We start from the raw sequence: 23,733 nt of genomic DNA, 5'->3' as shown, positions 1-23,733 counted from the left end.
TCGGACGACCCCTGACGAACGTCGCTATCGAAGCGGAGCCTTGCGCAGGTGCGCATCATTTCGCGCGCGGATGCGCGTGCGATCAAGGGGTCTCCGCGGCCGCAGCGTCTTCGAACTCCTCGACCTCACGCTCCCAGGCATCCTTGGCGAGGCGGTACCAGAGGTAGAACGCGAAGCCCGCGAAGATGGCCCACTCGACCGCATAGAAGACGTTGAGCCAGTTGACCGGCGACATCTCTTCCGGAGCGGGCGAGGAGATGTCGACAAGCCCGGCGGATGCGGTGGTCGAGGCGAGATACGGCCGATAGACGTCGAGCTGCTCGATGTCGTGCCAGCGGCTCAGCAGCGCGGCCGACGACATCCGGTCCAACTGATACGGATCCGACTGCGGCGGCACCTGGGGGCCCTCGTCCGAGATGATGCGCCCCGCCACGGGGACCTCCGTGCCGTCGACGCCGGCCTCGAGCTCCTCCACGGCAGCATCCGCGGTCTCCCGGTCGGGCGCCCAGCCGATCGCGACGGCGATGGACGTCCGCTCTGCCACCCGCAGCTGACCCGTGACCCAGTAGCCCTGCACGCCGTCGTTGAACCGACTCGACACGACGATGAAGTCCCCGGGGATCCAGGTTCCCGATGCCTCCACGCGCTGGCCCACCAGAGGCTCGGGGAGATACTCGCCGGGGGCGACGACCTCATCGAGCAGCTTCACCTGCTCCGTGGCGCCGGGGGCAGGCGGATCCGTCTCGATCGCACGCTCCAGCTGCCACTGGCCGAGCCAGGCGAAGACCCCGGCGACGAGGAGGCAGAGCAGGAGCATGCCGATCCACCGCCCCCGGAGCATGACCTCGCGGAGGGTCGGGGGAACAGAGCAGGAGTCGTCACGGTCGAGCGCTGCGCCTCAGGCCTCGTAGGGCGCGAGCACGACCTCGACCCGCTGGAACTCCTTGAGGTCGGAGTAACCGGTGGTCGCCATCGACTTGCGCAGCGCGCCGATGAGGTTCGCCGTGCCGTCCGCGACGGGCGCCGGTCCGTAGAGGATCTCCTCGAGCGTGCCGATGCCGCCGACCTCGACCCGACGGCCACGGGGCAGCTTGGGGTGATGCGCCTCCGGACCCCAGTGGAATCCTCGGCCCGGCGCGTCGGTCGCGCGGGCGAGTGCGACACCGAGCATGACGGCGTCCGCGCCCATCGCGAGCGCCTTGACGATATCGCCCGACGTGCCGACACCGCCGTCGGCGATCACGTGCACGTAGCGTCCGCCCGACTCGTCGAGGTAGTCGCGGCGCGCGGCGGCGACATCGGAGACGGCGGTCGCCATCGGCGCGTGGATGCCGAGAGTCGCGCGGGTCGTCGATGCCGCTCCCCCCGCCGAAGCCGACGAGCACGCCGGCTGCCCCCGTGCGCATGAGGTGCAGCGCGGCCGTGTAGGTCGCGGCACCGCCCACGATCACCGGGACGTCGAGGTCGTAGATGAACTTCTTGAGATTCAGGGGTTCGGCGACGCTGGACACGTGCTCGGCCGATACCGTCGTGCCGCGGATGACGAACAGGTCGACACCGGCCGCGGCCACCGTGTCGTAGAACTCCTGCGTGCGCTGCGGGGTGAGCGAGCCGGCCACCGTGACACCGGCCTCACGGATCTCCGCGAGGCGACGCGTGATGAGCTCGGGCTTGATCGGCTCGGCGTACAGCTCCTGCATCCGCACGGTCGCCTTGCTCTCGTCGAGCCCGGCGATCTCCGCGAGCAGGGGCTCGGGGTTCTCGTATCGCGTCCACAGCCCTTCGAGGTCGAGCACGCCGAGTCCGCCGAGCTGCCCGAGCATGATGGCCGTCTGGGGGCTCACGACCGAGTCCATCGGTGCTCCCAGCACGGGGATCTCGAAGCCGAAGGCGTCGATCGTCCACGCCGTCGAGACGTCCTCCGGGTTGCGCGTGCGCCGGGAGGGCACCACCGCGATGTCATCGAACGTGTACGCGCGGCGCGCGCGCTTTCCTCGGCCGAGCTCGATCTCCATGGTCACCCCTCCAGCCTACCCGGCGGTCGGACGCCCCCGTGCTGGGAGACTGGATCCGAGAGCGGGAGGCAGCATGAGGACCGAGACCGTGGACGTCGTCGTGGTGGGCGGCGGGGTGATGGGGCTGGCGACGGCATGGGAGCTCACTCGTCGGGGCCGCCGGCCGGTCGTCGTCGAGCGGTTCGCGCGCGGGCACCGGCACGGTGCATCCCACGGCGCGACCCGCAACTTCAACAACGCCTACGCCGAGGAGCATTACCTCGACCTGCTCCAGCGCGCCCGCGCCGGCTGGGAGTCCCTCGGGCAGGTGGACGGCGAACCCCTCCTGCGCCTGCACGGCCTCGTCACGCACGGCCACCTCGACGTCGCAGAGATCCGTGTCGGCCTCGACGGTCGCGGCATCCCGTCGGAGATCCTCGCTCCCGCAGAAGCCGCGCGCCGCTGGCCCGGCATGCGCTTCGACGGCGACGTGCTGTGGTCGTCCGACGCCGGAGTCGTCCGCGCGGCGGCCGCGCTGCACGCGCTCGAACGGCGGATCGTCGCCGGAGGCGGCGAGGTGCGCTGGAGCACACCGGTCGCGCACATCGGCGAAGACCGGGACGGCGTCGTGCTCGACCTCGGCGGCGACAGCCGACTGCGCGCCGACGCCCTCGTCGTCACCGCAGGGGCCTGGACCGGAAGGCTCCTCGGACGATTCGGCCTGCCGCGGCTCGCCGTCACCGAGGAGACCCCTGCGCATTTCCAGCCCCGAGGGCCCGCCTCATGGCCATCGTTCAACCACTACGCGGACCCCGCGTCCACCCCCGCGACCGTGTATGGGATGCCCACTCCCGGCGAGGGAGTGAAAGTGGGGTTCCACCGTGTCGGCGACGAGGTCGACCCCGACGCGCGCCCCCACCTCCCGACCCACCAGCGCGCCCTCGCGGAGTACGTGCGGGAATGGATGCCGGGCCTGGACCCCACGTCCGCCGTCCCGATCAGCTGCACGTACACCTCGACCGACGACGGCGCCTTCGTGCTCGACCGCCGAGGACGCATCGTCGTGGGAGCGGGCTTCTCGGGCCACGGCTTCAAGTTCGCTCCCGGCATCGGCGGCGTCCTGGCCGATCTCGTCCTCGACCCCGACGCACGGGCGGCACCGCCCTTCCGATTGCCCGAACTCCTCGCCGAGCCCGGCGCGACCACGTAGGCACGCCCCGCCCGTGTCTCGACCGCGGCGACGACGATCAGCGGACGCGCGACACCCTGCTCTCGTCCCAGACGGGTGCGTCCGACTCGTACACCTCGCCGTCGGAGCCGAACACCAGGAACCTGTCGAACGACCGCGCGAACCAGCGGTCGTGCGTGACCGCGAGCACGGTGCCCTCGAACCGTGCGAGGGCCTGCTCCAGCGCCTCCGCGGACTCGAGGTCGAGGTTGTCGGTCGGCTCGTCCAGGAGCAGCAGCGTCGCGCCGGACAGCTCCAGCAGCAGCACCTGGAACCGCGCCTGCTGCCCGCCCGAGAGCGAGTCGAACGTCTGCTGCGCCTGCCGCACGAGACCGTAGCGGTCGAGGGCGGAGCTCGCGGCATCCCGCGGCATCCCCGCTCTGCGGTCGTCGCCACGGTGCAGGATCTCCAGGAGGGTGCGACCCGCGAACTCCGGATGCGCGTGGGTCTGCGCGAACAGACCGGGGACGACCCGCGCGCCGAGCGTGGCCGTGCCGGTGTGATCGACCGCGCGCAGCTGCTCCCCGTCGAGGTGACGTGGCCGAGTGTCGCATCGGGGTCGCTTCCTCCTCGGGCCAGCAGCCTCAGGAAGTGCGACTTGCCCGAGCCGTTCGACCCGAGCACCGCGACACGGTCGCCGTACCAGACCTCGACATCGAACGGTCGCATGAGACCGGCCAACTCCAGACGCCTGGCGACCACGGCGCGCTTGCCGGTGCGCGCGCCGCGCAGCCGCATGTCGAAGTCCTGTGCAGGCGGGCGCTCCTCCGGCGGACCCGCCTCCTCGAACTTGCGCAGACGGGTCTGAGCCGCCTGATACCGCGACGCGAATCCGTCGTTCGCCGCGGCTTTCACCTTGAGGTTCGCGACGAGGGTGCGCAGCTTCTCGTGCTGTTCGTCCCACCGACGGCGCAGTTCGTCGAGGCGATCCATGCGGTCGCTCCTGGCCTGCTGGTACGTGGAGAAACCCCCGCCGTGCACCCACGCCGTCGCTCCGGCGCCGCCCGGTTCGAGCGTGATCAGTCGATCGACGGCCCTGGCCAGCAGCTCGCGATCGTGCGACACGAGCAGGACGGTCTTCGGCGTCTGGCGCAGCTGCTCCTCGAGCCACCGTTTCGTGGGCACATCGAGGTAGTTGTCCGGCTCGTCGAGCAGCAGCACCTCGTCGGGTCCGCGCAGCAGCGCCTCGAGGGCGAGACGCTTCTGCTCACCTCCGGAGAGCGTGGTGAGCTCTCGGAATCTGGCGCGCTCGTACGGGACGCCCAGCGCGGCAACAGTGCACTGATCCCACACCGTCTCGTGCTCGTAGCCGCCGGCATCCGCATACTCCGCGATCGCCGACGCGTACGCCATCTGCGTGTCGTGCTCATCGCGTTCGATCAGCGCGTCCTCGGCCGCCTCGAGAGCCTCGGCGGCGGCACGGATCCGCGCCGGGGCGACCCTGGTCAGCAGCTGGTGCACCGTCTCCCCAGCCTCGCCGTGTCCGACGAACTGGTCCATGACGCCGAGTCCGCCGTCGATCGTCACGACACCGTCGTCGGCGACCTGATCGCCCCGGATGATGCGCAGCAGAGTCGTCTTGCCGGCGCCGTTCGGGCCGATCAGCGCGCTCGTCGAACCGGCTCCAACCCGGAACGTCGCCTCGTCGAGGAGAGGTCTGCCGTCGGGGAGCGTCAGGGAGACGCTGGAGACATCGATGTAGCCCACGGTGCGTGGCCGTCCTTCCGCCCGCGCATGCCGAGCCGACCAGGCTATCAGCCGGTGCGGAGTGACGGATACGTCGGGCTCGGACGATAGGACGCTCGAGTCACCCTCGGAGCTGCTCGATGCGGTCGGACTCTCCCCAGGCACGGTCGGCGGTGAGCACTGGGACGTCCAGCCGGAGGCCGAGCGCGAGACAGAGCCGATCGCCCAGCGAGAGCCCGCTCCCCCGCCGCCACATTCCTGCAGCAGCCTCGCCATCGGACTGAGACACGGGCTCCACCTTCAGCCCATAGCTGAGCAGCAGACCCGAAGCGACCGCCCAATCCGCCTCGGATACCCGCACCTTCTGGGCCACCTCAGCCCAGTTCGCCGCCCCGATCACGGCCCGATCGAGAATCTCCTCGACCCTGTCGGATCCTGGCTCACCCTGCAGGAATGCGAGGAGCGCCGAGGCGTCGACCACGATCACGCAGCGGCGTCCTCGGAGGCGGCGGCGCTGCGCCGTTCCTCGAGGAGGGAGCCGAGCGGATCCTTCCCTTCGAGCTGCGAGCGCACCACGGACTTCGCCTGCTCACGGGTGAGCAGGATCACGCCGCCGGGTGTCTCGATCATGAGCAGGGGGACGCCTTGGTCCCAGCGCTGGCGCGCGCGCAGTTCGGTGGGCACGACGAGTCGACCGCGGTCGCCCATTGGAGCAACGAATGTGGTACCCATGCCACCACGGTACCACTCCGCCCACTCGGGTGGTACGTCAGTCGGCGCGACTCAGGCTCAGGAGCACCTCGGTGCGGGGAGACGCAGGAAGCACGAAGCGGAACTCGGTGCCCACACCTTCCTGACTCGTCACGTCCATCGTGCCGCCGTGCGCGATCACGATCGCGCGCGTGATCGTGAGTCCGAGGCCCACCCCGGGCACGGCATTGCGCGTCGCGGTCGATGCGCGGAAGAACCGGGTGAAGAGCATCCCCTGCTCGTCCTCGGGGATCCCGACGCCGGTGTCGGCGATCGACAGCTCGACGCCCCCGTCGATCGACCGCACGCTCGCGGTCACCGTCCCGCCCCGAGGCGTGAACTTGATCGCGTTCGACAGCAGGTTGTCGATCGCCTGCCCGACCCGACCCGCATCGAGCACGACGGGGATCCGCGCTGGCCGCACCTCCGCGACGAGCTCGATGCCTTCGCGTTGCGCGTGCGGGCCGGCGGATGCGACCGCGGAGCGGACCAGCTCGGCGACGTCGGTCTCCTCCCGCTCGAGCGGGAACCGACCCGACTCGACCTGGGCGGTGAAGAGCAGGTCGCCGACGAGGTTGAGCAACCTCTTCGCGTTGCGCTCGATGATGTCGACGAACTCCTGCTGGTCGGCCGTGAGCGGCTGACCGGGATCGTTCTGGAGCAGATCGAGGAAGCCGATGATCGCGCTGAGCGGCGTGCGCAGCTCGTGCGAGATCATGCCGACGAATTCGTCCTTCATCCGAGCGACCTCGACCGCCCTGGTCTCGTCGGTGAGCACGAACAGGTATCCCTGCTGCGCGCCGGCGCCGTCCTTGTGCGGACTCACCGTGACGCGCGCGGGGACCGTGCTTCCGCCCGCCGTCGTCACCTCGATGTCGCCGTCGACCGGCAGCCCCGCGTCGGCCTGCGCGAAGAGGGCCTGGATTCCCCGCGGGAGTTCGCCGTACCCGTGCGGGCGCTCCGCGATCGGCACCGGGTGATCGGCGTTGTCCGCGGCGAGCATCGACAGCACCGCCGTGGAGAAGAACCGGTCGATCCGCACATTCTTGAGCGCCTCGGCCACGGGGAGTCCGAGCAGACGTTCCGCCCCGGGGTTCCAGGCCGTGACGGTGCCGGTGCAGTCCGTCGCGATCACCGCCTGCGCCGTGATCGACGACCAGAGGCTCTCGAAGGAGTCCAGCAGCTCCCGGTATTGGCGCTCCTTGTCGCGGAGCTGCACGATCATCGCGACGTTCTCCGACAAGGCCCTCGTACGTTCGGCGACCAGCTCCTCCGCCTGCTCGATGCGCATGCGCTGCTGCCGGGACAGCTCGTTGACGACCGCGGCGACCGCGGAGAACACGAGCGGACCGACCACGCCCCGCAGCCATTCGACCGAGGTCGACGGCGGGTCGGCGAAGTACGGCATGAGCAGCGCGATCGAGGTCAGGCCGCCCACCACGAACACCCAGCGGATGCCGGGCGCCGCGGCGAGCCACACGACGGGCAGCAGCACCAGCGAGCCGAAGATCGATGACGCACCGCCCGTCCCCGCACGGAACAGTCCGAGCCCGATGATGTCGATCATGGGGATGAGCAGCACCACCCACCCGTCGTACACGTGTCGCGCGCTGAGCACGGCGGCCTGCATCGTCGCGACGAGGACCACCCCGATGCCGACGAGCGCGGCGCCCAGGTGGGTGAACGGCAGATCGGGATTCACCCACGCCATCAACCCGGCCACGATGACCGCGGCCACCGACGGCAGCTGCTTGATGAGCGGGCTGGGGTTGTCGAAGATCTGGTACCAGCGGTTCTCCGCGCGGTCGAGCGGGGTGGCCCTCATCGCTGCACCCGTTCCACGATGGCATGCAGGTCGGCACCGGTGATGGGCTTGGGCAGCGCGGCATCGGCCGGCGGATAGTCGGCGGCGTCGAGCACCGAGCTGATCACGAGGAAGCAGTCGGGGAAGCGCTCCTGCACCAGGCGTGCACACTCCTGCCCCGAGATGCCGGGGAGCAGCAGATCGAGCACCGCGAGGGTGGGATCGATCTCGGGGAACGCCGCGATCGCGGACTCGGCGTCGCGAGCGATGAAGACGTCGAAGCCCTCACGATCGAGGTAACGGCGCAGCAGCGCCGCCTGATCGGGGGCGTCCTCGACGACCAGGGCCAGCGGCCTCCCGGTCATCGAAGGAACAGCTCTCGGACGACGACGACGAGGACGACGACGACGAAGGCGATGACCGCCTGCGGGATCAGACGCCGTTCCTTCCTGGCGTCCTCGACGATCTCCTCCACTTCGGCTTCGTATGACGGGGCTGCGGTCATGAGTCGACACGTCCGATCTTCTCGGTCTTGATCCACGAGGCGTCTGCGCGGCGCCACTCTTTGATGTAGGAGTCCACGGTGATGGCGCACAGCAGCGAGCCGTAGCCGCAGATGTAGAGCAGCAGCCCGGCGAAGAAGCGTCCACCGGGGAGCTTCTCGACCGCGCGCGCGAGCCAGATCCCGAACATCGAGATCGGTCCCCACAGATAGAAGATCACGGCCCAGACGATGCGCGACTGGTCGGTGAGGGCCAGCCCGAGCCCGGCGAGGACCGACTCGAAGGCCCAGGGGAACAGCGCGATGGCCATCAGGATGAGCGCCCCGAGACCGGGGAACATGATCGCCTCACGCCAGGAGTGCCGCCCCGTACGCGGATCGAGCTGCACCGAGTAGAGGATCGAGAACAGGTAGATGCACGCCGCGGAGATCCACATGAAGCGGAAGACGAACTCGGCGATGTCGCTGTGCAGGAAGAGCAGTGCCAGCATGCCGGCCGCGGCCAGGAGCATGAACGCGGGCAGCAGCAGGATCGTGAACCATGCCAGACCGAACGCGAAGCTGCCGAGATTGTGCTCTCGGCTCGGGCGGAACCAGAGGTGGCGGTAGATCGAGGTGAGCTGCACGTTGCCTCGCGCCCAGCGCAGGCGCTGCTTCCACAGACTGTCGATCGTCCGCGGCTCCTCCGCCAGGACGACCGCGTGCGGCTCGAACACCATGCGGCGCCCCTTGAGCTGCCCTTCGAACGTCGTCATCGTGTCCTCGGCGAGGGTGCCGGTGGGGATCCGCCCGCCGATCGCCTCGAGGTTGGCTCTCGAATGCAGTTGGGCACCGCCGGCGAGGCACGCGATCGCCCCGCCTACGTTCTGCACCCGACGTGCGGAGAGCTGGCCGATCACGTACTCGATCGCGATGAAGCGCGTGAGGTAGTTGCGGTCGCGACTGCCCTCGGCGATGTACGCCGTCACGGCGCCGACCTTCTCGTCGGCGAGGTGCCTGCTGAGCTTGCGCAGCGAGTCGCGCGCGAAGATCACATCGGCGTCCATGATGAGCACGGCCTCGGTCCACGCGTCGGCGAGCACGACGTCGAGGCCGTGGTTGAGGGTGTGCGCCTTGCCCTCGCCGCCCTTCTCGCGCCGCAGGTGTGCGACGCGTCCCGGGTGCGCCTCGGCCTTGGCGGCGACGATCGCGGACGTGTCATCCGTCGAAGCGTCATCGACCACGAAGACGCGCAGACGCTCGGCGGGATACTCCAATTGGAGCAGCCGCTCGATCGCCGGTCCGATCACGAGTCCCTCGTTCCACGCCGGGATGATGACCGCGACGTTCGGGTGGTACGGGGCCGCCTTGCCGTAGTGGTTCCGGAACGCGTGCAGCGGGAGCATGAGGAACTGCAGTCCCGTGTTGATGACGGGCAGCGTGCCGACGAGGACGCACAGCAGCAGCACGATGACGAGGGCGGTCTCCCACCAGGGCAGATCGGCCATCAGACCACCTCCGCCGCGTCGAGCAGCGGGATCACGCGGGAGTACCGGCCGACGTCGGCCGCCTCGTGGCTGTCGGTGGATGCCACGACCTCGCCGCCCGCGAGGAGTAGGGCCGACAGCGCCCCGGCACCGGGGCACCCCCACTTCTCGTTGACCTCGACGAGCGTGTCGTCGCGGCGGCCGCACGCGCCCACGCGTCGATCCGCTCCTGGCCGAGGTCGTGCTCGGAGAGGCCGATCTTCGGCAGGAGCGAGAAGCAGTGCGCCAGCTGATTGCCCGGGTGACGGTGCATCGCGGCGACGATCGCGCCGACGAACTGATCGAGGACGTCGTCGGTCGCCCACCCGGCGGCGATGCGCTCCCGCACGGTCGAGGGGCCGAGGGGTCCGTCCGCGCCGGGGAACTGGTGGTCGGCGATGAGGATCCGATCGATGCCGTCCGGCAGTGCCGGGATGTCGAGTGCCCCCGACGCATCGAGGATCTTCGCCTCGACACCGGAGAGCACCGTGAGGCCGTCCGGGACTCTGAGCGCACGGACGGCCGCCAGGTACTCGGGGACCCACGTCGTGCTCTGACGCACGTGATCCACCAGGCGGAGCGTGCGCAGCCCGGCGCCCACCGCGGCGTCGACGTTCTCGGCGAGCGTCGACACGGCGTCATCCGAGAAGGTCGAGTGGACGTGGTGATCACCGTGGAGCACCGCGTGCGTCACAGCTCCTCCTGGTGCCCTGCGTGCGCGGAGACGAGCAGGTCGTCGACCTCGACGATCACGTCCTCCAGGAAGCGGACGGAGGCGACCTCGCGGAACGGCACACGCACCGGCAGCTCGCGCCCCAGGAAGAGATCCGTCACCAGCGAGGGGATGTCCACGCCGGCCGCGATCGTCAGGGGCAGGGCGCCGGGGAAGCGAGGGTTGACCTCGAGCAGCACGGCTCGCCCGGCGCGGTCACGGCGCAGCTGCACGTTCGCGACGCCCACGAGCCCGATCGCCCGTGCGATGACGGCCGCGGTCTCCTCGAGTTCTTCGTCGCGCACCGTGCGCCCGGCGATCGCGACGCCGGAGTCGACCCTGGCGCGGGTGCGGGGCACGGCCGCGATCACATTGCCCGCCGCGTCGGCGATCACATCGACCGAATACTCCTCGCCGGGGAGGAAGTCCTGCACGATCAGACCCTCGTCCGTCGGCAGGGCGTCGAGCGCGGCACGATCAGGGACGAGTCGCACGCCACGGCTCCCCGCGCCCTGGCGCGGCTTCGCGAAGACCGGGAACTCCCAATCGACGGCCGCGGCATCGCTGCCGGCGAGGACCGTCCGCGGGGTGCGGCCGGTCGGAGCGCAGCGCTCGGCGAGCGCCATCTTGTCCAGCGCGGTGTTCAGCGTGTCCGCGGAGGGTGCTGCCAGAATCGCCGGGGCCAACTCCTCCCGCCGTTCCGAGAGCGCGATCAGTTCGACGTCGACGGTGGAGATCACGAGATCGAGGTCGTCCGCCTCGACCATCCGCGCGATCGCCGGCACGAAGTCGTCGTCGCGCCCCGGGGGACGAGACGCCGCTGTCCTGGCGGCACCAGATAGATGCCGCTGGCCCACCCGTCCATGTCGGCCGCGAACACGGTCAGGTCGGAACGTCGCAGGAGCGAACGGATGACGGCGACGCCGGCGGGACCGCCCGCTCCGGTCACCAGGACACGCGTGGTCATCTCAGCTCTCCCGTCGGGTGAGTTCGTGGGCGCCGATGAACTCGGCCGTCTCGCGCACCACCTCGAGCGGTTCGACGGCCGTCCCGCCGCCGAAGCGCGACCAGTACCGCGCCGTCGCCGTGACGAACTCGGGCGCGAGGTAGTCGCGGCTCGCCGTCTGGGAGCCGAATCGCTCCAGCAGCCGCAGCTTGTCATCGAGATACGGATCGATACGCACGAATCGGGTCGGGCGGAAGTCGATCGTCGACGACGGACTCTGGTAGCACGCGACGGTGCCGACGCGCCGCGTCGCCACGACCGTCGCCTCGCTGACGGCACGGTGGTCCTGGTGCCGATCGTGGCTCGAATGCGTGTAGACGATGGTGGGCTGGACCTCGTTCACGACCTCTTCGATGAGGCGGACCGTCGATCCCCCTCCCGAGATCTCGGTGTCGATCAGATCCTTGAGGAAGAGCCGTGCGCCCAGCATCTCCGCCGCCGCGAGCGACTCGTCCTGCCTGCTGTCGGCGTCGCCGCCTCGCGCGCCACGGGAGAGGGTGAGGATGGTGATCGCGTCGCCCGCCTTGGCGTGGGCCGCCAGCAGGCCGCCCACTCCGATCTCGACGTCGTCGGGATGCGCCCCGATGGCCAGGACCACGTCGCGCGGGCGCGCCTCTTCGCGCCGCCTGCGTCCTTCTTCCACCAGCCGAGTGACCGACTCGACGAGCTTGCCGTTGTCGAGCGGCTTCGTGAGGAACTCATCGGCCTGCGCACGCAGCGCAGACACGGCGTACTCCACCGACACGTGAGCGGTCATCACCACCACGGGAACCGTCGGCACGGTGCGTCGGAGCTCGGCGAGGAGCTCGAGACCGCTGAGCCCCGGCATCTCGATGTCGGTCACGACGACGTCGGGACGCACCGCGGTGACACGTTCGATCGCGGTCTGTCCGTCTTCGGCGACGTCGACGACGCAGCCGGCCCGCCGTTCGAGGACGGTCTTCACGAGCAGGGCGACATCGGCGTCGTCGTCGACGACGAGGATGCGAGGAGCGTCCTCAGGCATATGTAGAGCTCTCCTTGGGGAGGTTCCCTGATCGATGGGGATCGATCACGCGATCTCGGCGCCTTCATCGCCGGGGCCGCAGGGAAAGTCGAGCGGGGTATGTCGATTGTGGCATACCGATGCGCGGCGGCCGCTCGTCACGACCGCGCCGCAGCAGCCCGCTTCTCCTGCTGATAGACCCTGATCGCCTCGTAGCGCTCAGCGGAGCGTGCGCGGCGCTTGGCCGCCTCATCATCCCGGTTCTTCGGGGGCGCTGTCGTGACCAGCTCGTCGAGCAGGACCCTGGTCGCCTGGGCGATCTCGGCGACCGCCCTGTCGAACACCGCACGGTTGGCACGGGAGGGCGCGTTGGCCCCGGAGATCTTGCGCACGAACTGCAGCGCCGCATCGTGGCATTCGGCGTCGGTCGCGGCGGGCTGGAGGTTGTTCAGCGGGACGATGTTTCGGCACATACCCGGCACGCTACGCCGGGCCGCGCACAGACGGAAGAGTCCCGCTCCTGTCGGATGCCGCGTCGTCAAGGGGATGTGGCGGCGCTGCCGTGCTCGCTACGCTCGGGCTGCCGAGAGGCGAAAGCACGTAGCGATCACTCCGACGACAGGACAGAAGATGACGAACCCCGCGAACCCCGACTCGCCGAACCCCGAAGAGTCACAGATGCCCGACGCGCCGCCGCCCCCACCGAGCGCGGCGCCGCCGCCCCCACCCGCGTCAACGCCGTACGAGAACACCGCCCCGGACGGCATCGCCGGTCATCCGACGGCCGGCACGACCGGGTACGCGCAGCCGCAGCCCAGCCCGCCAGGGCGCGTGCTGTCGATCGTCGGACTCGTCCTCGCCTTCGTGGCGGCGCCGGTCGGTCTCATCCTGAGCATCGTCGCCGTCGTGAAACTCGGCCGAGCCGGCCAGTCGAAGGGCCTCGCCATCGCCGGCATCATCGTCGGTGCGATCCTGACGATCCTCGGCATCATCGGGATCATCCTGTTCGTGACGGTCATCGGCGGTCTCATCGGCATGTGCGCCGAGCTCGGCCCCGGAGTGTGGGATGTCGACGGCATCACCTACAGGTGCGGCTGAAGTTCCCGGCCCGCAACGCCGGAAGGGGCTGGATGCGACAAGCATCCAGCCCCTTCCTCTGCACGCGATCCCTGCGGGATCCGGCGTCACTTCTTGTAGTTCGGCGCCTCCACCACGATCTGCACGTCGTGCGGGTGGGACTCCTTCAGCCCAGCCGAGGTGATGCGCACGAACTTGCCGCGCGTCTTGAGCTCCTCGATCGTGCGCGCCCCGACGTAGAACATCGACTGACGCAGACCGCCGACCAGCTGATACGCCACCGCGGCGAGAGGCCCGCGATACGGCACCTGTCCCTCGATGCCCTCGGGGATCAGCTTGTCGTCGCTGGGGACGTCGGCCTGGAAGTAGCGGTCTTTGGAGTACGACGTCTGCTTGCCGCGGGTCTGCATCGCGCCGAGCGAACCCATCCCCCGGTACTGCTTGAACTGCTTGCCGGACTGGAAGACGATCTCACCCGGCGACTCGTCGGTGCCGGCCAGGAGCGAACCGAGCATCACGGCGTCGGCACCGGCGACGAGCGCCTTCGCGATGTCGCCGGAGTACTGCAGACCGCCATCGGCGATGACGGGGACGCCCGCGGGGCGAGCGGCGAGGACGCCTCGTAGACCGCGGTGACCTGCGGCACGCCGACACCGGCCACGACACGCGTGGTGCAGATGGAGCCCGGTCCGACGCCGACCTTCACGGCGTCGACCCCGGCATCGACGAGAGCCTGAGCGCCTTCGCGTGTCGCGACGTTGCCGCCGATGATGTCGATGTGCTCGAACGAGGCATCCGCTTTGAGGCGCTTGACGAGTTCGATGACGCCCTGCGACTGCCCGTTCGCGGTATCGACCACGAGCACGTCGACCCCGGCGTCGCGCAGCGCCTCGGCACGCTCCCACGCGTCGCCGAAGAAGCCGATCGCCGCGCCCACGCGCAGACGGCCCTGGTCGTCCTTGGTCGCGAGCGGGTACTTCTCGCTCTTGTCGAAGTCCTTGATGGTGATGAGGCCGGCGAGCTTGCCCTCGTCGTCGATCAGCGGCAACTTCTCGACGCGGTGCTTCGCGAACAGCGCGATGACCTCGCCCGCTGCGACGCCGACCGGTGCGGTGACGAGGTTCTCGCTGGTCATGACGTCCTTGACGAAGGTCGTCTGACGCTCGAAGCCCGAGACGAAGCGCATGTCGCGGTTCGTGATGATGCCGACCAGCTTGCCGTCGGCGTCGACGACCGGAAGCCCGGAGATGCGGTACTTCGCGCACAGGTTGTCGACCTCTTCGACCGTCGCATCCTGCGTCGTGGTGATCGGGTCGGTGATCATGCCGGACTCGCTGCGCTTCACGCGGTCGACATGCGCTGCCTGGTCGGCGATGGAGAGGTTGCGGTGCAGGATGCCGATGCCGCCCTCGCGCGCCATCGCGATCGCCATGCGCGACTCGGTGACGGTGTCCATCGCACTCGACAGCAGCGGAGTCGCGACCGAGATGCGACGGGTGATCCGCGACGAGGTGTCCGCCTCGCTGGGGATGACATCGGTATGCCCGGGAAGGAGAAGCACGTCATCGTACGTCAGTCCGACGAAGCCGAAGGGATCGTGCTGTTCCATGGATTCTCCTTCTGCGCGAGTCGCGCGAGTCCGAGTGCGAGGGGGTGGTCGACTTCGGCCGATGCGGGGCTGCGGCCCGTATGTAGATTCTAAGCGAGACACGCCCGAGAACATTCCCAGAGCCCCGTCGTTATCGGACCGTTGGTCCCGGTGGTAGGTGAATCGTCGTTCGCGCATTACGCTCAAGTGCGTCGCACATCCCCGCGGTTCAACCCGAGTTCGCGGAGACAGCACTCACAGTGGAGGTTGCGTGGGACCCACAACAATCGCCGTGCATCGAAAGCGCCCTTGGCTGGTCGCCTTCCTCGGTATCCTCATGGCGCTCAGCGCGTTCCTGCTCCTCCCTCCGTCATCGGCTTCCGCCGACACGACGGACGACGGGCAGGAGGTGACCGACTTCTACTTCGCCGGCGTCGTCACGAACGCCGACGTCCCCGTCGAGGGCGTCGGGATGTCGATCGAGGGCAACGGTTTCGAAGCCGAGACCGAGACCGACGCCGAAGGCAAGTGGCGCCTGTACGTGCCGGAGAAGGAGACGTACACCCTCACGGTGGACGAGTCCACGCTCCCCGACGGCGTGATCGTCGATGCGACGCAGCTTCCCGAGGGCATCCAGCCCGTATCGGGGACGACGGCCTCCTTCGAGCTCGAGTTCGGTCTCACCGGAACGAAGATCGTCAACTTCTTCCTCGGTGCGGGCGAACGTGTGACGGTGTCGTTCCTCGATCAGCTGCTGTCGCGTCTGGTAGGCGGCCTGAACTTCGGCCTCCTCCTCGGGCTCGCCTCGATGGGTGCAGCGCTCATCTACGGCACCACGCGGCTGTCCAACTTCGCCCACGGCGAGATGGTCACCTGGGGCGCCGTGGTGGCGCTGCTGTTCACCACGTTCTGGCACCTGCCGATCTGGCTCGGCATCATCGCCGCGGTCATCGGGGGCGCCGCACTCGGATGGGCACTGGACGCCGGCATCTGGAAGCCGCTGCGGCGGAGAGGCCTCGGCGTGGTCCAGCTGATGATCGTCAGCATCGGCCTCTCGCTCGCGCTGCGCTACGGCATGCAGTACATCATCGGCGGCAACACCTACCAGCTGCCGGGCGCGAGCCCGACCCCGATCAAGCTCGGACCGATCTCCCTCTCGTACATCGACATGATCGGGATGGCGACGAGCATCATCGTGATCCTCGGTGTGGCGTTCTTCCTCACCAGGACCCGCACCGGCAAGGCGACACGAGCGATCTCGGACAACCCGCAGCTCGCCGCCGCGTCCGGCATCGACGTCGACAAGGTCATCCGCACGGTGTGGATCCTCGCCGGAGCCCTCGCGGCCGTCTCGGGCATCCTCTGGGCGTACTTCCGGCCGGGGGTGAAGTGGGACATGGGCATGCAGATGCTGCTGCTGATGTTCTGCGCGATCACGCTCGGCGGTCTGGGCTCGGCGATCGGCGCCCTGATCGGCTCGATCATCGTGGGTCTCGCCGTCGAGGTCTCGACGCTCCTCGGCGTCCCTTCGGATCTCAAGTACGCCAGCGCCCTCGTCGCGCTGATCGTGATCCTGCTCGTGCGACCACAGGGCATCCTCGGGCGCAAGGAAAGGTTGGGCTGACGCATGGACTTCGGAAGCATCTTCGGCAACACCGCCTCCTACCTCTTCAGCCCGACCACCATGGCCTACGCCCTCGCGGCGACCGGTCTCGCGGTGCACTTCGGCTACACGGGACTGCTCAACTTCGGCATGGCGGCCTTCATGGCGATCGGCGGCTACGGCTACGCGATCTCGATCCTCACCTTCGGGTTCCCCTGGTGGGCCGGTGTCCTGGTCGGCATGATCGGCGGCGCCCTGTTCGCGCTCCTCCTCGGCATCCCGACGCTGCGTCTGCGCGCGGACTACCTCGCCATCGCCACGATCGCGGCCGCCGAGGTCGTCCGGCTCATGTTCGTCACGGAGCTGTTCAAGAAGTGGACGAACTCCGCCGGCGGGCTCTCGGGTTATCACCAGAGCTTCCGCGACGCGAACCCCTTCCCGCCGGGAACCTACGGCTTCGGCCCCTGGACCTACAACGCGAACGACCTGTGGGTCCGCGTGGTGGGGCTCATCGCTCTCGCGGCCGCCGTCCTGGTGGTCTGGGCGCTCATGCGCAGCCCGTGGGGACGCGTGCTCAAAGGCATCCGTGAGGACGAAGACGCGGTGCGCTCGCTGGGCAAGAACGTCTTCGCCTACAAGATGCAGGCGCTCGTGGTCGGCGGTGTGATCGGTGCCCTCGGCGGCATCGTGTTCGTGCTGCCCTCGGCCGTGATCCCCGGCAGCTACTCCACCTCGCTGACGTTCTTCCTCTGGACCATCCTGCTGCTCGGCGGCGCGGCGACCGTGCTCGGCCCGACGCTGGGCGCCGTGCTGTTCTGGGTGGTGTTCGCCTTCCTCGGAGCGTTGCTTCCCGCGATGGCGAATGCCGGCTACCTGCCGATGTCGGGAGCGCAGGCCGACGTCGTGCGGTACATCGTGATCGGCGTCGTGCTGATGCTGATCGTCGTTTTCCGCCCGCAGGGCATCCTCGGAAACAAGAGGGAGATGACCTTTGTCAAATGATGACGACGCGGTGGTCACGCCCGCGAAGAGCACACCTCGCGCCAAGACCGGCGGCCTCGCGGCCGGACCGGCGGCACCCGGGGTCAAGAAGGTCGATCCGATCCTCGTCGTCGATGCCGTGGAACGCCGCTTCGGCGGTCTGACAGCGGTCGACGTCGATCACCTGGAGATCCCCCGCGGAGCCATCACGGCGCTGATCGGCCCGAACGGCGCCGGCAAGACGACCCTGTTCAACCTCCTCTGCGGCTTCGACAAGCCCAACAGCGGCACCTGGTCGTTCGACGGGACGAACCTGTCGGGCATCCCCTCCTTCAAGGTTGCGCGGATGGGGCAGGTGCGCACGTTCCAGCTGACCAAGTCGCTGTCGCTGCTCACGGTGCTGGAGAACATGAAGCTCGGCGCGAAGGACCAGCGCGGCGAAGGGTTCTGGGCGGGGCTGTTCCCCTTCCTCTGGCGCAAGCAGGACCAGGAGATCGAGGCGCGTGCGCACGAACTCCTCACCCGCTTCAAGCTCGACGCCAAGGAGCAGGACTTCGCGGCGTCGCTCTCGGGCGGTCAGCGCAAGCTGCTCGAGATGGCGCGCGCTCTCATGAGCGACCCGACCCTCGTCATGCTCGATGAGCCGATGGCAGGGGTCAACCCCGCGCTCACGCAGTCGCTGCTCGAACACATCCTCGACCTCAAGGATCTGGGGATGACGGTCCTGTTCGTCGAGCACGACATGCACATGGTCCGCCACATCGCCGACTGGGTGGTCGTGATGGCCGAGGGGCGCGTCGTCGCCGAAGGCCCGCCCGACCAGGTCATGGAGGATCCGGCCGTGGTCGACGCCTACCTCGGGGCCCACCAGGACGTCGACCTCGGAGCCGTCACCGGCCGCCTTCCGGTGATCTCGGACGAGGACGCCATCCGGATCCGCGAGCAGATCGAGACCGAGGTCGAAGCCGAGGTCGAGGCCGAAGACGCCGAGGAGGAGAAGGCATGACCGACGCACCCGTCGAGCGGAACGAGATCAAGAACGACGATGTCATCGTCGAACTGACCGACGTTCACGCCGGCTACCTCCCCGGAGTGAACATCCTCAACGGCGCGAACCTCGTCGCTCGCAAGGGGGAGCTGATCGGCATCATCGGTCCGAACGGCGCCGGCAAGTCGACCCTGCTCAAGGCGATCTTCGGCATGGTCGAGATCCGCTCCGGCGACGTCACCGTCAAGGGCGAGAGCATCGTGGGCCTCAAGGCCGACAAGCTCGTCCGCCGCGGCGTGGCCTTCGTTCCGCAGACGAACAACGTGTTCCCCTCGCTCACCATCCAGGAGAACCTCGAGATGGGGCTCTACCAGAACCCGAAGATCTTCGCGGAGCGGCTGGAGTTCGTGAGCAGCATCTTCGGCGAACTCGGCAAGCGCCTCAAGCAGCGCGCAGGTTCGCTCTCCGGAGGAGAACGGCAGATGGTCGCGATGTCGCGGGCACTCATGATGGATCCGTCGGTGCTGCTGCTCGACGAACCGTCCGCCGGCCTCTCCCCCGTGCGACAGGACGATGCATTCATCCGCGTCTCCGACATCAACAAGGCGGGTGTGACGACGATCATGGTCGAGCAGAATGCGCGTCGCTGCCTGCAGATCTGCGACCGCGGCTATGTCCTCGACCAGGGCAAGGATGCCTACGAGGGCACCGGCCGCGAGCTGCTGAACGACCCCAAGGTCATCGGCCTCTACCTGGGGACGCTCGGGACAGACGCCGCCTGAGCACTTCGCACGAGAAGGGGGATGCCACGCGGCATCCCCCCTTCCCGTGTGTCCGGGCCTGGCGCCCGCGCCGCGGCTCCGACACGAGGTCCGACGCGGGTCACATGTCGGGAGTTCATGCACCCGTCGGGCGGTCGGCCGGCGTTTCGTCCGACATCCGCGCGAACTCCCGACATGTGGACCGGGCAGGGACGGGCGGACGGGCGGGGCGGGCGGACGGGCGGGACGAGCGGGCGGGGCACGACGAAGGCCCCGGATGCGAGCATCCGGGGCCCCGTCAGCGCCTTACTTGATGCGCGTGGTGGTGTTGTCCGCGCCGAACTCGTAGACGCCGATCGCGGCGCCCTTCGGGTCGTTGTTCTCGTCGAACGTGATCTCACCGGAGAGGCCGTCGTAGTCGGCCGTTCCGCCGCCGTTGATGATGTCGGCGCACTCGGCGAACGTGGTGCACTTCTCGCCCTCACCGTCGCCACCCGACACGGTGCGCATCTGCTCAGCCATATCGGCACCCTCGACGGAGCCCGCCGCCAGCGACGACAGCGCCATCAGGATCACGGCGTCGTATGCCTCTGCCGAGTAGGTGACCGCGTCGATCGGGTCGTTGCCATCGGCGGTCCAGACCTCGTTCAGCTGGTCGAGGAAGTCCTGCGGCAGCTCGGCGCCGGCGCGGGTTCCCTTCGATCCCTCGAGGCTGACCGGGATGTCGGTGCCCCAGTCCTTCAGGTTGCCGTCGACCAGGTACAGCGCACCGGTGTCGATGCCCGCGTTGCCGAGAAGCGGTGCGATGGTCGCGAACTGGTCGTACGAGACGACCGCGACCGCGTCGGGCTTGGCCGCGGCGATCTCCGCCACCTGGGCGTTGAACTGGCCATCGCCCTGGTTGTAGGACGACTCGGCGACGACTTCGCCGCCCGTGCCCTCGAACGTGGCCTTGATGGCCTCGAACAGGCCCGTGCCGTAGGGGTCGTTCTGGTAGATGATGCCGAGGGTCTTGTGCCCGTCCTCGGCGATCTGGTTGCCCAGCACCTCGCCCTGGAGGTTGTCGCTCGGCGCCGTGCGGAAGTACAGCGGGTTGATTCCCGTGAAGTCCGGCGACGTGTTCGACGGGGAGACGGTGAGGATGCCCGCACCGGCGTTGCCGTCGAGGATGAGCTTGGTCACGCTCGAGGATGCGGCGCCGACCATGGCGGTGATGCCGGCGTTCTGCAGGTTCGTGATGGAGGTCTCGTACGCCTTGTTGTCGAGGTCGCCCTCGTCGGCCGTGGTGAGGTCGATGGTCACACCGGCGTCCGCCTCGTTGATCTCGTTGACAGCCAGCTGCACACCGGCTTCCATCGGAGCGCCGAGGAACGCGAGCGAGCCGGTCGCGGGGAGCAGCGAGCCGAGCTTGAGCGTCAGATCGACGGCCGGCTTCTCACCACCCTCGCTGGGCTCGGCGTTCGGCGTGCTGCTGCAGCCGGCGATGACGATGGCGGATGCGCTGATCAAGGCGATCCCTGCGAAGACCTTCGCGCTGCGCGAGCCCTTCAGTGAGTTCATGATGCTCCCTTGCGTAACTGAACGTGGATTGTGACCACGGTCGGGTGCTCTAACACTAGGCCGTGAGGCCCGCGCGCAGGAGGTGCAAGTATCTCGGTGCGTTAACGATCCGGCACTGGGTTCCCCGGTGCACGAACCGGCGGCTCACACGGGTGCGGGACGCGCCATCATGCGGGCACGGCGACCCGCGAGCAGCAGATCAGCCACGAAGACGCCGATGGCGATCCAGACGATGATGAACCCGGCCCAGCGCTCGACGGGCATGGGCTCGTGCAGGATGACCACGCCGATGAGGAACTGCAGCACCGGGGTGATGAACTGGATCATCCCGATCACCGTGAGATCGATGCGCCGGGCCCCCGCGGCGAACAGCAGCAGCGGGACTGCGGTGGCGACCCCGGCGAATGCCAGGAGCAGGGCGTGCACCCCGCCGTTCGCGCCCATCGTGATGCCCGGGGGTGTCTGCGCCACGACGATCAACTGCACCACGGCGATGGGGATCAGCCAGAACGACTCCAGCGTCAGGCCGCTGACCGCGTCGACTGCCGGGCCGATCTTCTTCTTGATGAGTCCGTAGACCCCGAACGACGCGGTGAGCGAGAGCGCGATCCACGGGAACTCCCCGTAGGCGACGACGATCACGACGACGGCGATCGCGGCGATCGCGATCGCCGCCCATTGCAGCCTGCGGATGCGCTCCTTGAGCACGAACACGCCGAGGAGCACGGTGGTGATCGGGTTGATGAAGTAGCCGAGACTCGTCTCGATCACGTTGCCGCTGAGCGTCCCGATCAGGAACACCTGCCAGTTGACGTAGATCAGGAGACCCGCCAGGGCGGTCCAGCCCAGCAGCTTCGGCTGCCGCAGGATGATGCCGAACGCCGCCCATCCTCGCGTGAGCGTGAGCAGGAGGATGCAGAAGACGAACGACAGCAGCACCCGCCAGGCGACGACTTCCCACGGACCGGTCGGGAGGAGCAGTACGAAGTAGAGCGGGAGCACTCCCCACAGGAGGTAGGCGGCTCCGGCGTAGGCGACTCCCGCGGTCTGGGTGGCGCGGGTCGTCTCGGGGGTCACCGCACAACACTATGCCCACGTGCCCGACGCCGAAGGCGCCGAGACGACGTCGCGCCGCAGTTTGGCAGGAAACGGACGTCTTCTGACCGAACGCAGAAGGGGGCCCGGATGCCTGAGCATCCGGGCCCCCTTCGAGGACCATGTTCCGACGCCTCTGAGAGGCGCGGAACCGGGTTCAGCTGATCAGCGGACGACGACAGCCAGGACGTCGCGAGCGGACAGGACGAGGAACTCGTCTGCACCGAACTTGACCTCGGTTCCGCCGTACTTGCTGTAGAGCACGCGGTCGCCCACGGCGACGTCGATCGGAACACGGTTGCCGTTGTCGTCGATGCGGCCGGGGCCGACCGCCACGACCTCGCCCTCCTGGGGCTTCTCCTTGGCGGTGTCGGGGATGACCAGGCCACTCGCGGTGGTCTGCTCGGCCTCGACCTGCTTGATGACGATGCGGTCCTCGAGCGGCTTGATGGAAACCGACACGGTCTACCTCTTCTTTCTTGACGCTGACACGAAAGACTTGTTCGCACTCTCAACCCGAGAGTGCTAATGCCAGTGTAGGCGGTCGGCTGGCACTCATGCAATGCGAGTGCCAACAGGTTCGCCGCCACCGACCCGCTCGGACGGGAATTAGGCTGAGGGCGTGGAGATGTCCGAGCTGCGCGCCCTGCTGACCCCCGCCGGTCTCGAACTGCTCGACACGGTGGGCCCTATCGAGTCCACGGCCGACGTGGCCCGTGCGGTCTCTCGGCTCCGCGCCGCCGGCCACTCCCCGAGCTCGTCTCGGCGGTCGTGGGACAAGCCCGATTGCGAGCCAAGGCGACCGCCAAGTTCGGACCGTTCGCCGCGCGCATGCTGTTCACCCGAGCGGGGCTCGAGCAGGCGACACGGCTCGGCGTCGCCGCACGGCACGCCCAGCGGATCCGCGGCGCGGGCCTCACAGCCGTCGCCGACCTCGGCTGCGGGATCGGCGGCGATGCCCTCGCATTCACCGGTGCGGGTCTGGATGTGCTCGCGGTCGACGCCGACGAGGTCACGGCCGCCATCGCCGCCTACAACCTCGCGCCGTTCGGCGACAGCGCGGTCGTGCGGCACAGCACGGCGGAGGACGCGTTCGAGGCGACGCCCCTCACCGGCTCCGGTGCGGTCTGGATGGATCCGGCTCGGCGGACCGCGGGACACAGCGAGACCCGACGAGTGTCCGCCGACGATTACTCCCCTTCCCTGGACTGGGCGTTCGACGTCGCCTCACGTGTACCGACCGGCATCAAGCTCGGTCCGGCTCACGACCGCGAGGCCCTGCCCCTCGACGCCGAAGCGCAGTGGGTGAGCGCCGACGGCAGCGTCGTCGAGCTCGTGGTGTGGAGCGGCGCCCTCGCACGGGAGGGCGTCCGTCGGGCGGCTCTCGTGATCCGCGACGACCGGTCGCACGAGCTCACCGCTCCCGCGGACGCCCCCGACGAACCCGTGCGCGAGCTCGGCGCGTTCCTGCACGAGCCGGACGGCGCCGTGATCCGCGCCCGCCTCATCGGCGAGGTGGCCCGGAGCCTCGACGCCGGGATGCTCGACGAGCACATCGCGTACCTGACCTCGGACGCGGCGCTGACGAGTCCGTTCGTGCAGTCGTTCCGCGTGCGCGAGACCCTGCCGGCGAACCCGAAGGCGATCAGCGCCGCACTCACGGCGCACGGCATCGGGCGTCTCGAGATCAAGAAGCGCGGCGTCGACGTCGACCCTGCCGCCTTCCGCAAGAAGCTCACGCTGCGCGGTGACCAGGAGGCCACGCTGATCCTCGCTCGCATCGGCGATCAGCGCCGCGCCATCCTCGCCGACCGGGTCCCCGCCGCCTGACCCCCTCCCTCCCCTGCCCCTGCTCCCTGCTCCCCTGCCCCCTGCTCCGTCGAGCGCACGGCTTGTCGTCGAGAGCAC

21 protein-coding genes and 4 pseudogenes are annotated in these 23,733 nt (G+C 68.8%); 7 read left to right on the top strand and 18 right to left on the bottom strand.

Annotated elements, in window-relative coordinates:
- Nucleotides 1-82 precede the first annotated feature (82 nt).
- Together K1X59_RS05750 and K1X59_RS05745 are read right to left on the bottom strand one after the other, a co-directional pair.
- Nucleotides 83-841, bottom strand: coding sequence for an SURF1 family protein (locus K1X59_RS05750; protein ID WP_220174017.1), 759 nt, complete (start codon nt 839-841; stop codon nt 83-85).
- A 57-nt stretch (nt 842-898) separates the two neighbouring features.
- A pseudogene (locus tag K1X59_RS05745) lies at nt 899-2,015 on the bottom strand (GuaB3 family IMP dehydrogenase-related protein).
- Between the two features lie 73 nt (nt 2,016-2,088).
- Between K1X59_RS05745 and K1X59_RS05740 the strand changes: the two are divergent.
- On the top strand, nt 2,089-3,204 hold the full coding sequence (locus tag K1X59_RS05740; RefSeq protein ID WP_220174016.1) for an FAD-dependent oxidoreductase: 1,116 nt from the start codon (nt 2,089-2,091) through the stop codon (nt 3,202-3,204).
- Between the two features lie 37 nt (nt 3,205-3,241).
- Here K1X59_RS05740 and K1X59_RS05735 read toward each other — a convergent pair.
- The 12 genes and pseudogenes from K1X59_RS05735 to K1X59_RS05685 form a co-directional block, all read right to left on the bottom strand.
- Nucleotides 3,242-4,929, bottom strand: a pseudogene (locus K1X59_RS05735) (ABC-F family ATP-binding cassette domain-containing protein).
- A gap of 100 nt (nt 4,930-5,029) precedes the next feature.
- A complete protein-coding gene (locus K1X59_RS05730; protein WP_183152133.1) occupies nt 5,030-5,395 on the bottom strand; it encodes a type II toxin-antitoxin system VapC family toxin in 366 nt (121 codons plus the stop codon).
- Nucleotides 5,392-5,640, bottom strand: coding sequence for an AbrB/MazE/SpoVT family DNA-binding domain-containing protein (locus K1X59_RS05725; protein WP_183152132.1), 249 nt, complete (start codon nt 5,638-5,640; stop codon nt 5,392-5,394). The genes K1X59_RS05730 and K1X59_RS05725 overlap by 4 nt, the downstream gene beginning before the upstream one ends.
- A gap of 37 nt (nt 5,641-5,677) precedes the next feature.
- Nucleotides 5,678-7,483: an ATP-binding protein gene (locus K1X59_RS05720; RefSeq protein ID WP_220174015.1), complete on the bottom strand. Its 1,806-nt coding sequence runs from the start codon at nt 7,481-7,483 to the stop codon at nt 5,678-5,680.
- Nucleotides 7,480-7,827 carry a response regulator gene (locus K1X59_RS05715; RefSeq protein WP_183152131.1) on the bottom strand — a complete coding sequence of 116 codons (348 nt, stop codon included), beginning with the start codon at nt 7,825-7,827 and terminating at the stop codon, nt 7,480-7,482. Before K1X59_RS05715 ends, K1X59_RS05720 begins: the two co-directional genes overlap by 4 nt.
- On the bottom strand, nt 7,824-7,967 hold the full coding sequence (locus K1X59_RS05710; protein WP_183152130.1) for a hypothetical protein: 144 nt from the start codon (nt 7,965-7,967) through the stop codon (nt 7,824-7,826). The genes K1X59_RS05715 and K1X59_RS05710 overlap by 4 nt, the downstream gene beginning before the upstream one ends.
- A complete protein-coding gene (locus K1X59_RS05705; protein WP_183152129.1) occupies nt 7,964-9,451 on the bottom strand; it encodes a glycosyltransferase in 1,488 nt (495 codons plus the stop codon). The genes K1X59_RS05710 and K1X59_RS05705 overlap by 4 nt, the downstream gene beginning before the upstream one ends.
- 31 nt (nt 9,452-9,482) lie before the next feature.
- Nucleotides 9,483-10,163, bottom strand: coding sequence for a PHP domain-containing protein (locus K1X59_RS05700; RefSeq protein WP_309491630.1), 681 nt, complete (start codon nt 10,161-10,163; stop codon nt 9,483-9,485).
- Nucleotides 10,160-10,966, bottom strand: a complete 807-nt coding sequence (locus K1X59_RS05695; protein ID WP_309491629.1) for an ATP-grasp domain-containing protein — start codon at nt 10,964-10,966, stop codon at nt 10,160-10,162. The genes K1X59_RS05700 and K1X59_RS05695 overlap by 4 nt, the downstream gene beginning before the upstream one ends.
- Nucleotides 10,918-11,148: a hypothetical protein gene (locus tag K1X59_RS22355; RefSeq protein ID WP_244632426.1), complete on the bottom strand. Its 231-nt coding sequence runs from the start codon at nt 11,146-11,148 to the stop codon at nt 10,918-10,920. Before K1X59_RS22355 ends, K1X59_RS05695 begins: the two co-directional genes overlap by 49 nt.
- Nucleotide 11,149: 1 nt before the next feature.
- Nucleotides 11,150-12,193, bottom strand: coding sequence for a response regulator (locus K1X59_RS05690; protein ID WP_183152127.1), 1,044 nt, complete (start codon nt 12,191-12,193; stop codon nt 11,150-11,152).
- A gap of 137 nt (nt 12,194-12,330) precedes the next feature.
- Nucleotides 12,331-12,645, bottom strand: a complete 315-nt coding sequence (locus K1X59_RS05685) for a DUF2277 domain-containing protein (RefSeq protein ID WP_183152126.1) — start codon at nt 12,643-12,645, stop codon at nt 12,331-12,333.
- A 157-nt stretch (nt 12,646-12,802) separates the two neighbouring features.
- Here K1X59_RS05685 and K1X59_RS05680 point away from each other — a divergent pair, with 157 nt between their 5' ends.
- On the top strand, nt 12,803-13,270 hold the full coding sequence (locus K1X59_RS05680; protein WP_183152125.1) for a DUF4190 domain-containing protein: 468 nt from the start codon (nt 12,803-12,805) through the stop codon (nt 13,268-13,270).
- Between the two features lie 86 nt (nt 13,271-13,356).
- On the opposite strand, the pseudogene guaB reads toward K1X59_RS05680, so the two are convergent.
- Nucleotides 13,357-14,858 (bottom strand): annotated as a pseudogene (gene guaB / locus K1X59_RS05675) (IMP dehydrogenase).
- Between the two features lie 316 nt (nt 14,859-15,174).
- Between guaB and K1X59_RS05670 the strand changes: the two are divergent.
- Genes K1X59_RS05670 through K1X59_RS05655 form a run of 4 tightly spaced genes read left to right on the top strand, consistent with a single transcriptional unit; the run spans nt 15,175 to nt 19,191 of the window.
- Nucleotides 15,175-16,461 (top strand): branched-chain amino acid ABC transporter permease, encoded by a 1,287-nt coding sequence (locus tag K1X59_RS05670; protein ID WP_183152764.1) that lies wholly within the window; start codon nt 15,175-15,177, stop codon nt 16,459-16,461.
- A gap of 3 nt (nt 16,462-16,464) precedes the next feature.
- Nucleotides 16,465-17,442 (top strand): branched-chain amino acid ABC transporter permease, encoded by a 978-nt coding sequence (locus K1X59_RS05665; RefSeq protein WP_183152123.1) that lies wholly within the window; start codon nt 16,465-16,467, stop codon nt 17,440-17,442.
- A complete protein-coding gene (locus K1X59_RS05660; RefSeq protein ID WP_183152122.1) occupies nt 17,432-18,427 on the top strand; it encodes an ABC transporter ATP-binding protein in 996 nt (331 codons plus the stop codon). Before K1X59_RS05665 ends, K1X59_RS05660 begins: the two co-directional genes overlap by 11 nt.
- Nucleotides 18,424-19,191, top strand: coding sequence for an ABC transporter ATP-binding protein (locus K1X59_RS05655; RefSeq protein WP_183152121.1), 768 nt, complete (start codon nt 18,424-18,426; stop codon nt 19,189-19,191). Before K1X59_RS05660 ends, K1X59_RS05655 begins: the two co-directional genes overlap by 4 nt.
- 285 nt (nt 19,192-19,476) lie before the next feature.
- Here K1X59_RS05655 and K1X59_RS05650 read toward each other — a convergent pair whose 3' ends face one another.
- The 3 genes from K1X59_RS05650 to groES all read right to left on the bottom strand — a co-directional run bounded on the left by K1X59_RS05650 (nt 19,477) and on the right by groES (nt 22,287).
- The gene (locus K1X59_RS05650) at nt 19,477-20,730 is read right to left on the bottom strand and encodes an ABC transporter substrate-binding protein (protein ID WP_183152120.1); all 1,254 of its coding nucleotides are present in this window, start codon (nt 20,728-20,730) and stop codon (nt 19,477-19,479) included.
- Between the two features lie 144 nt (nt 20,731-20,874).
- Entirely contained in the window at nt 20,875-21,807 is a 933-nt protein-coding gene (gene rarD, locus K1X59_RS05645) for an EamA family transporter RarD (RefSeq protein ID WP_183152119.1), read from the bottom strand.
- Nucleotides 21,808-21,990: 183 nt separating this feature from the next.
- The gene (groES, locus tag K1X59_RS05640) at nt 21,991-22,287 is read right to left on the bottom strand and encodes a co-chaperone GroES (RefSeq protein ID WP_047524164.1); all 297 of its coding nucleotides are present in this window, start codon (nt 22,285-22,287) and stop codon (nt 21,991-21,993) included.
- Between the two features lie 166 nt (nt 22,288-22,453).
- On the opposite strand from groES, the pseudogene K1X59_RS05635 reads away from it, so the two are divergent.
- A pseudogene (locus tag K1X59_RS05635) lies at nt 22,454-23,655 on the top strand (SAM-dependent methyltransferase).
- Nucleotides 23,656-23,733: the final 78 nt, after the last annotated feature.

The sequence above is a fragment of the Microbacterium sp. Se5.02b genome, from assembly GCF_019464375.1.
Classification (GTDB): domain Bacteria; phylum Actinomycetota; class Actinomycetes; order Actinomycetales; family Microbacteriaceae; genus Microbacterium.
The sequence above is the reverse complement of the archived record's forward strand: the minus strand, read 5'-3'. Positions and strand labels throughout refer to the sequence as shown.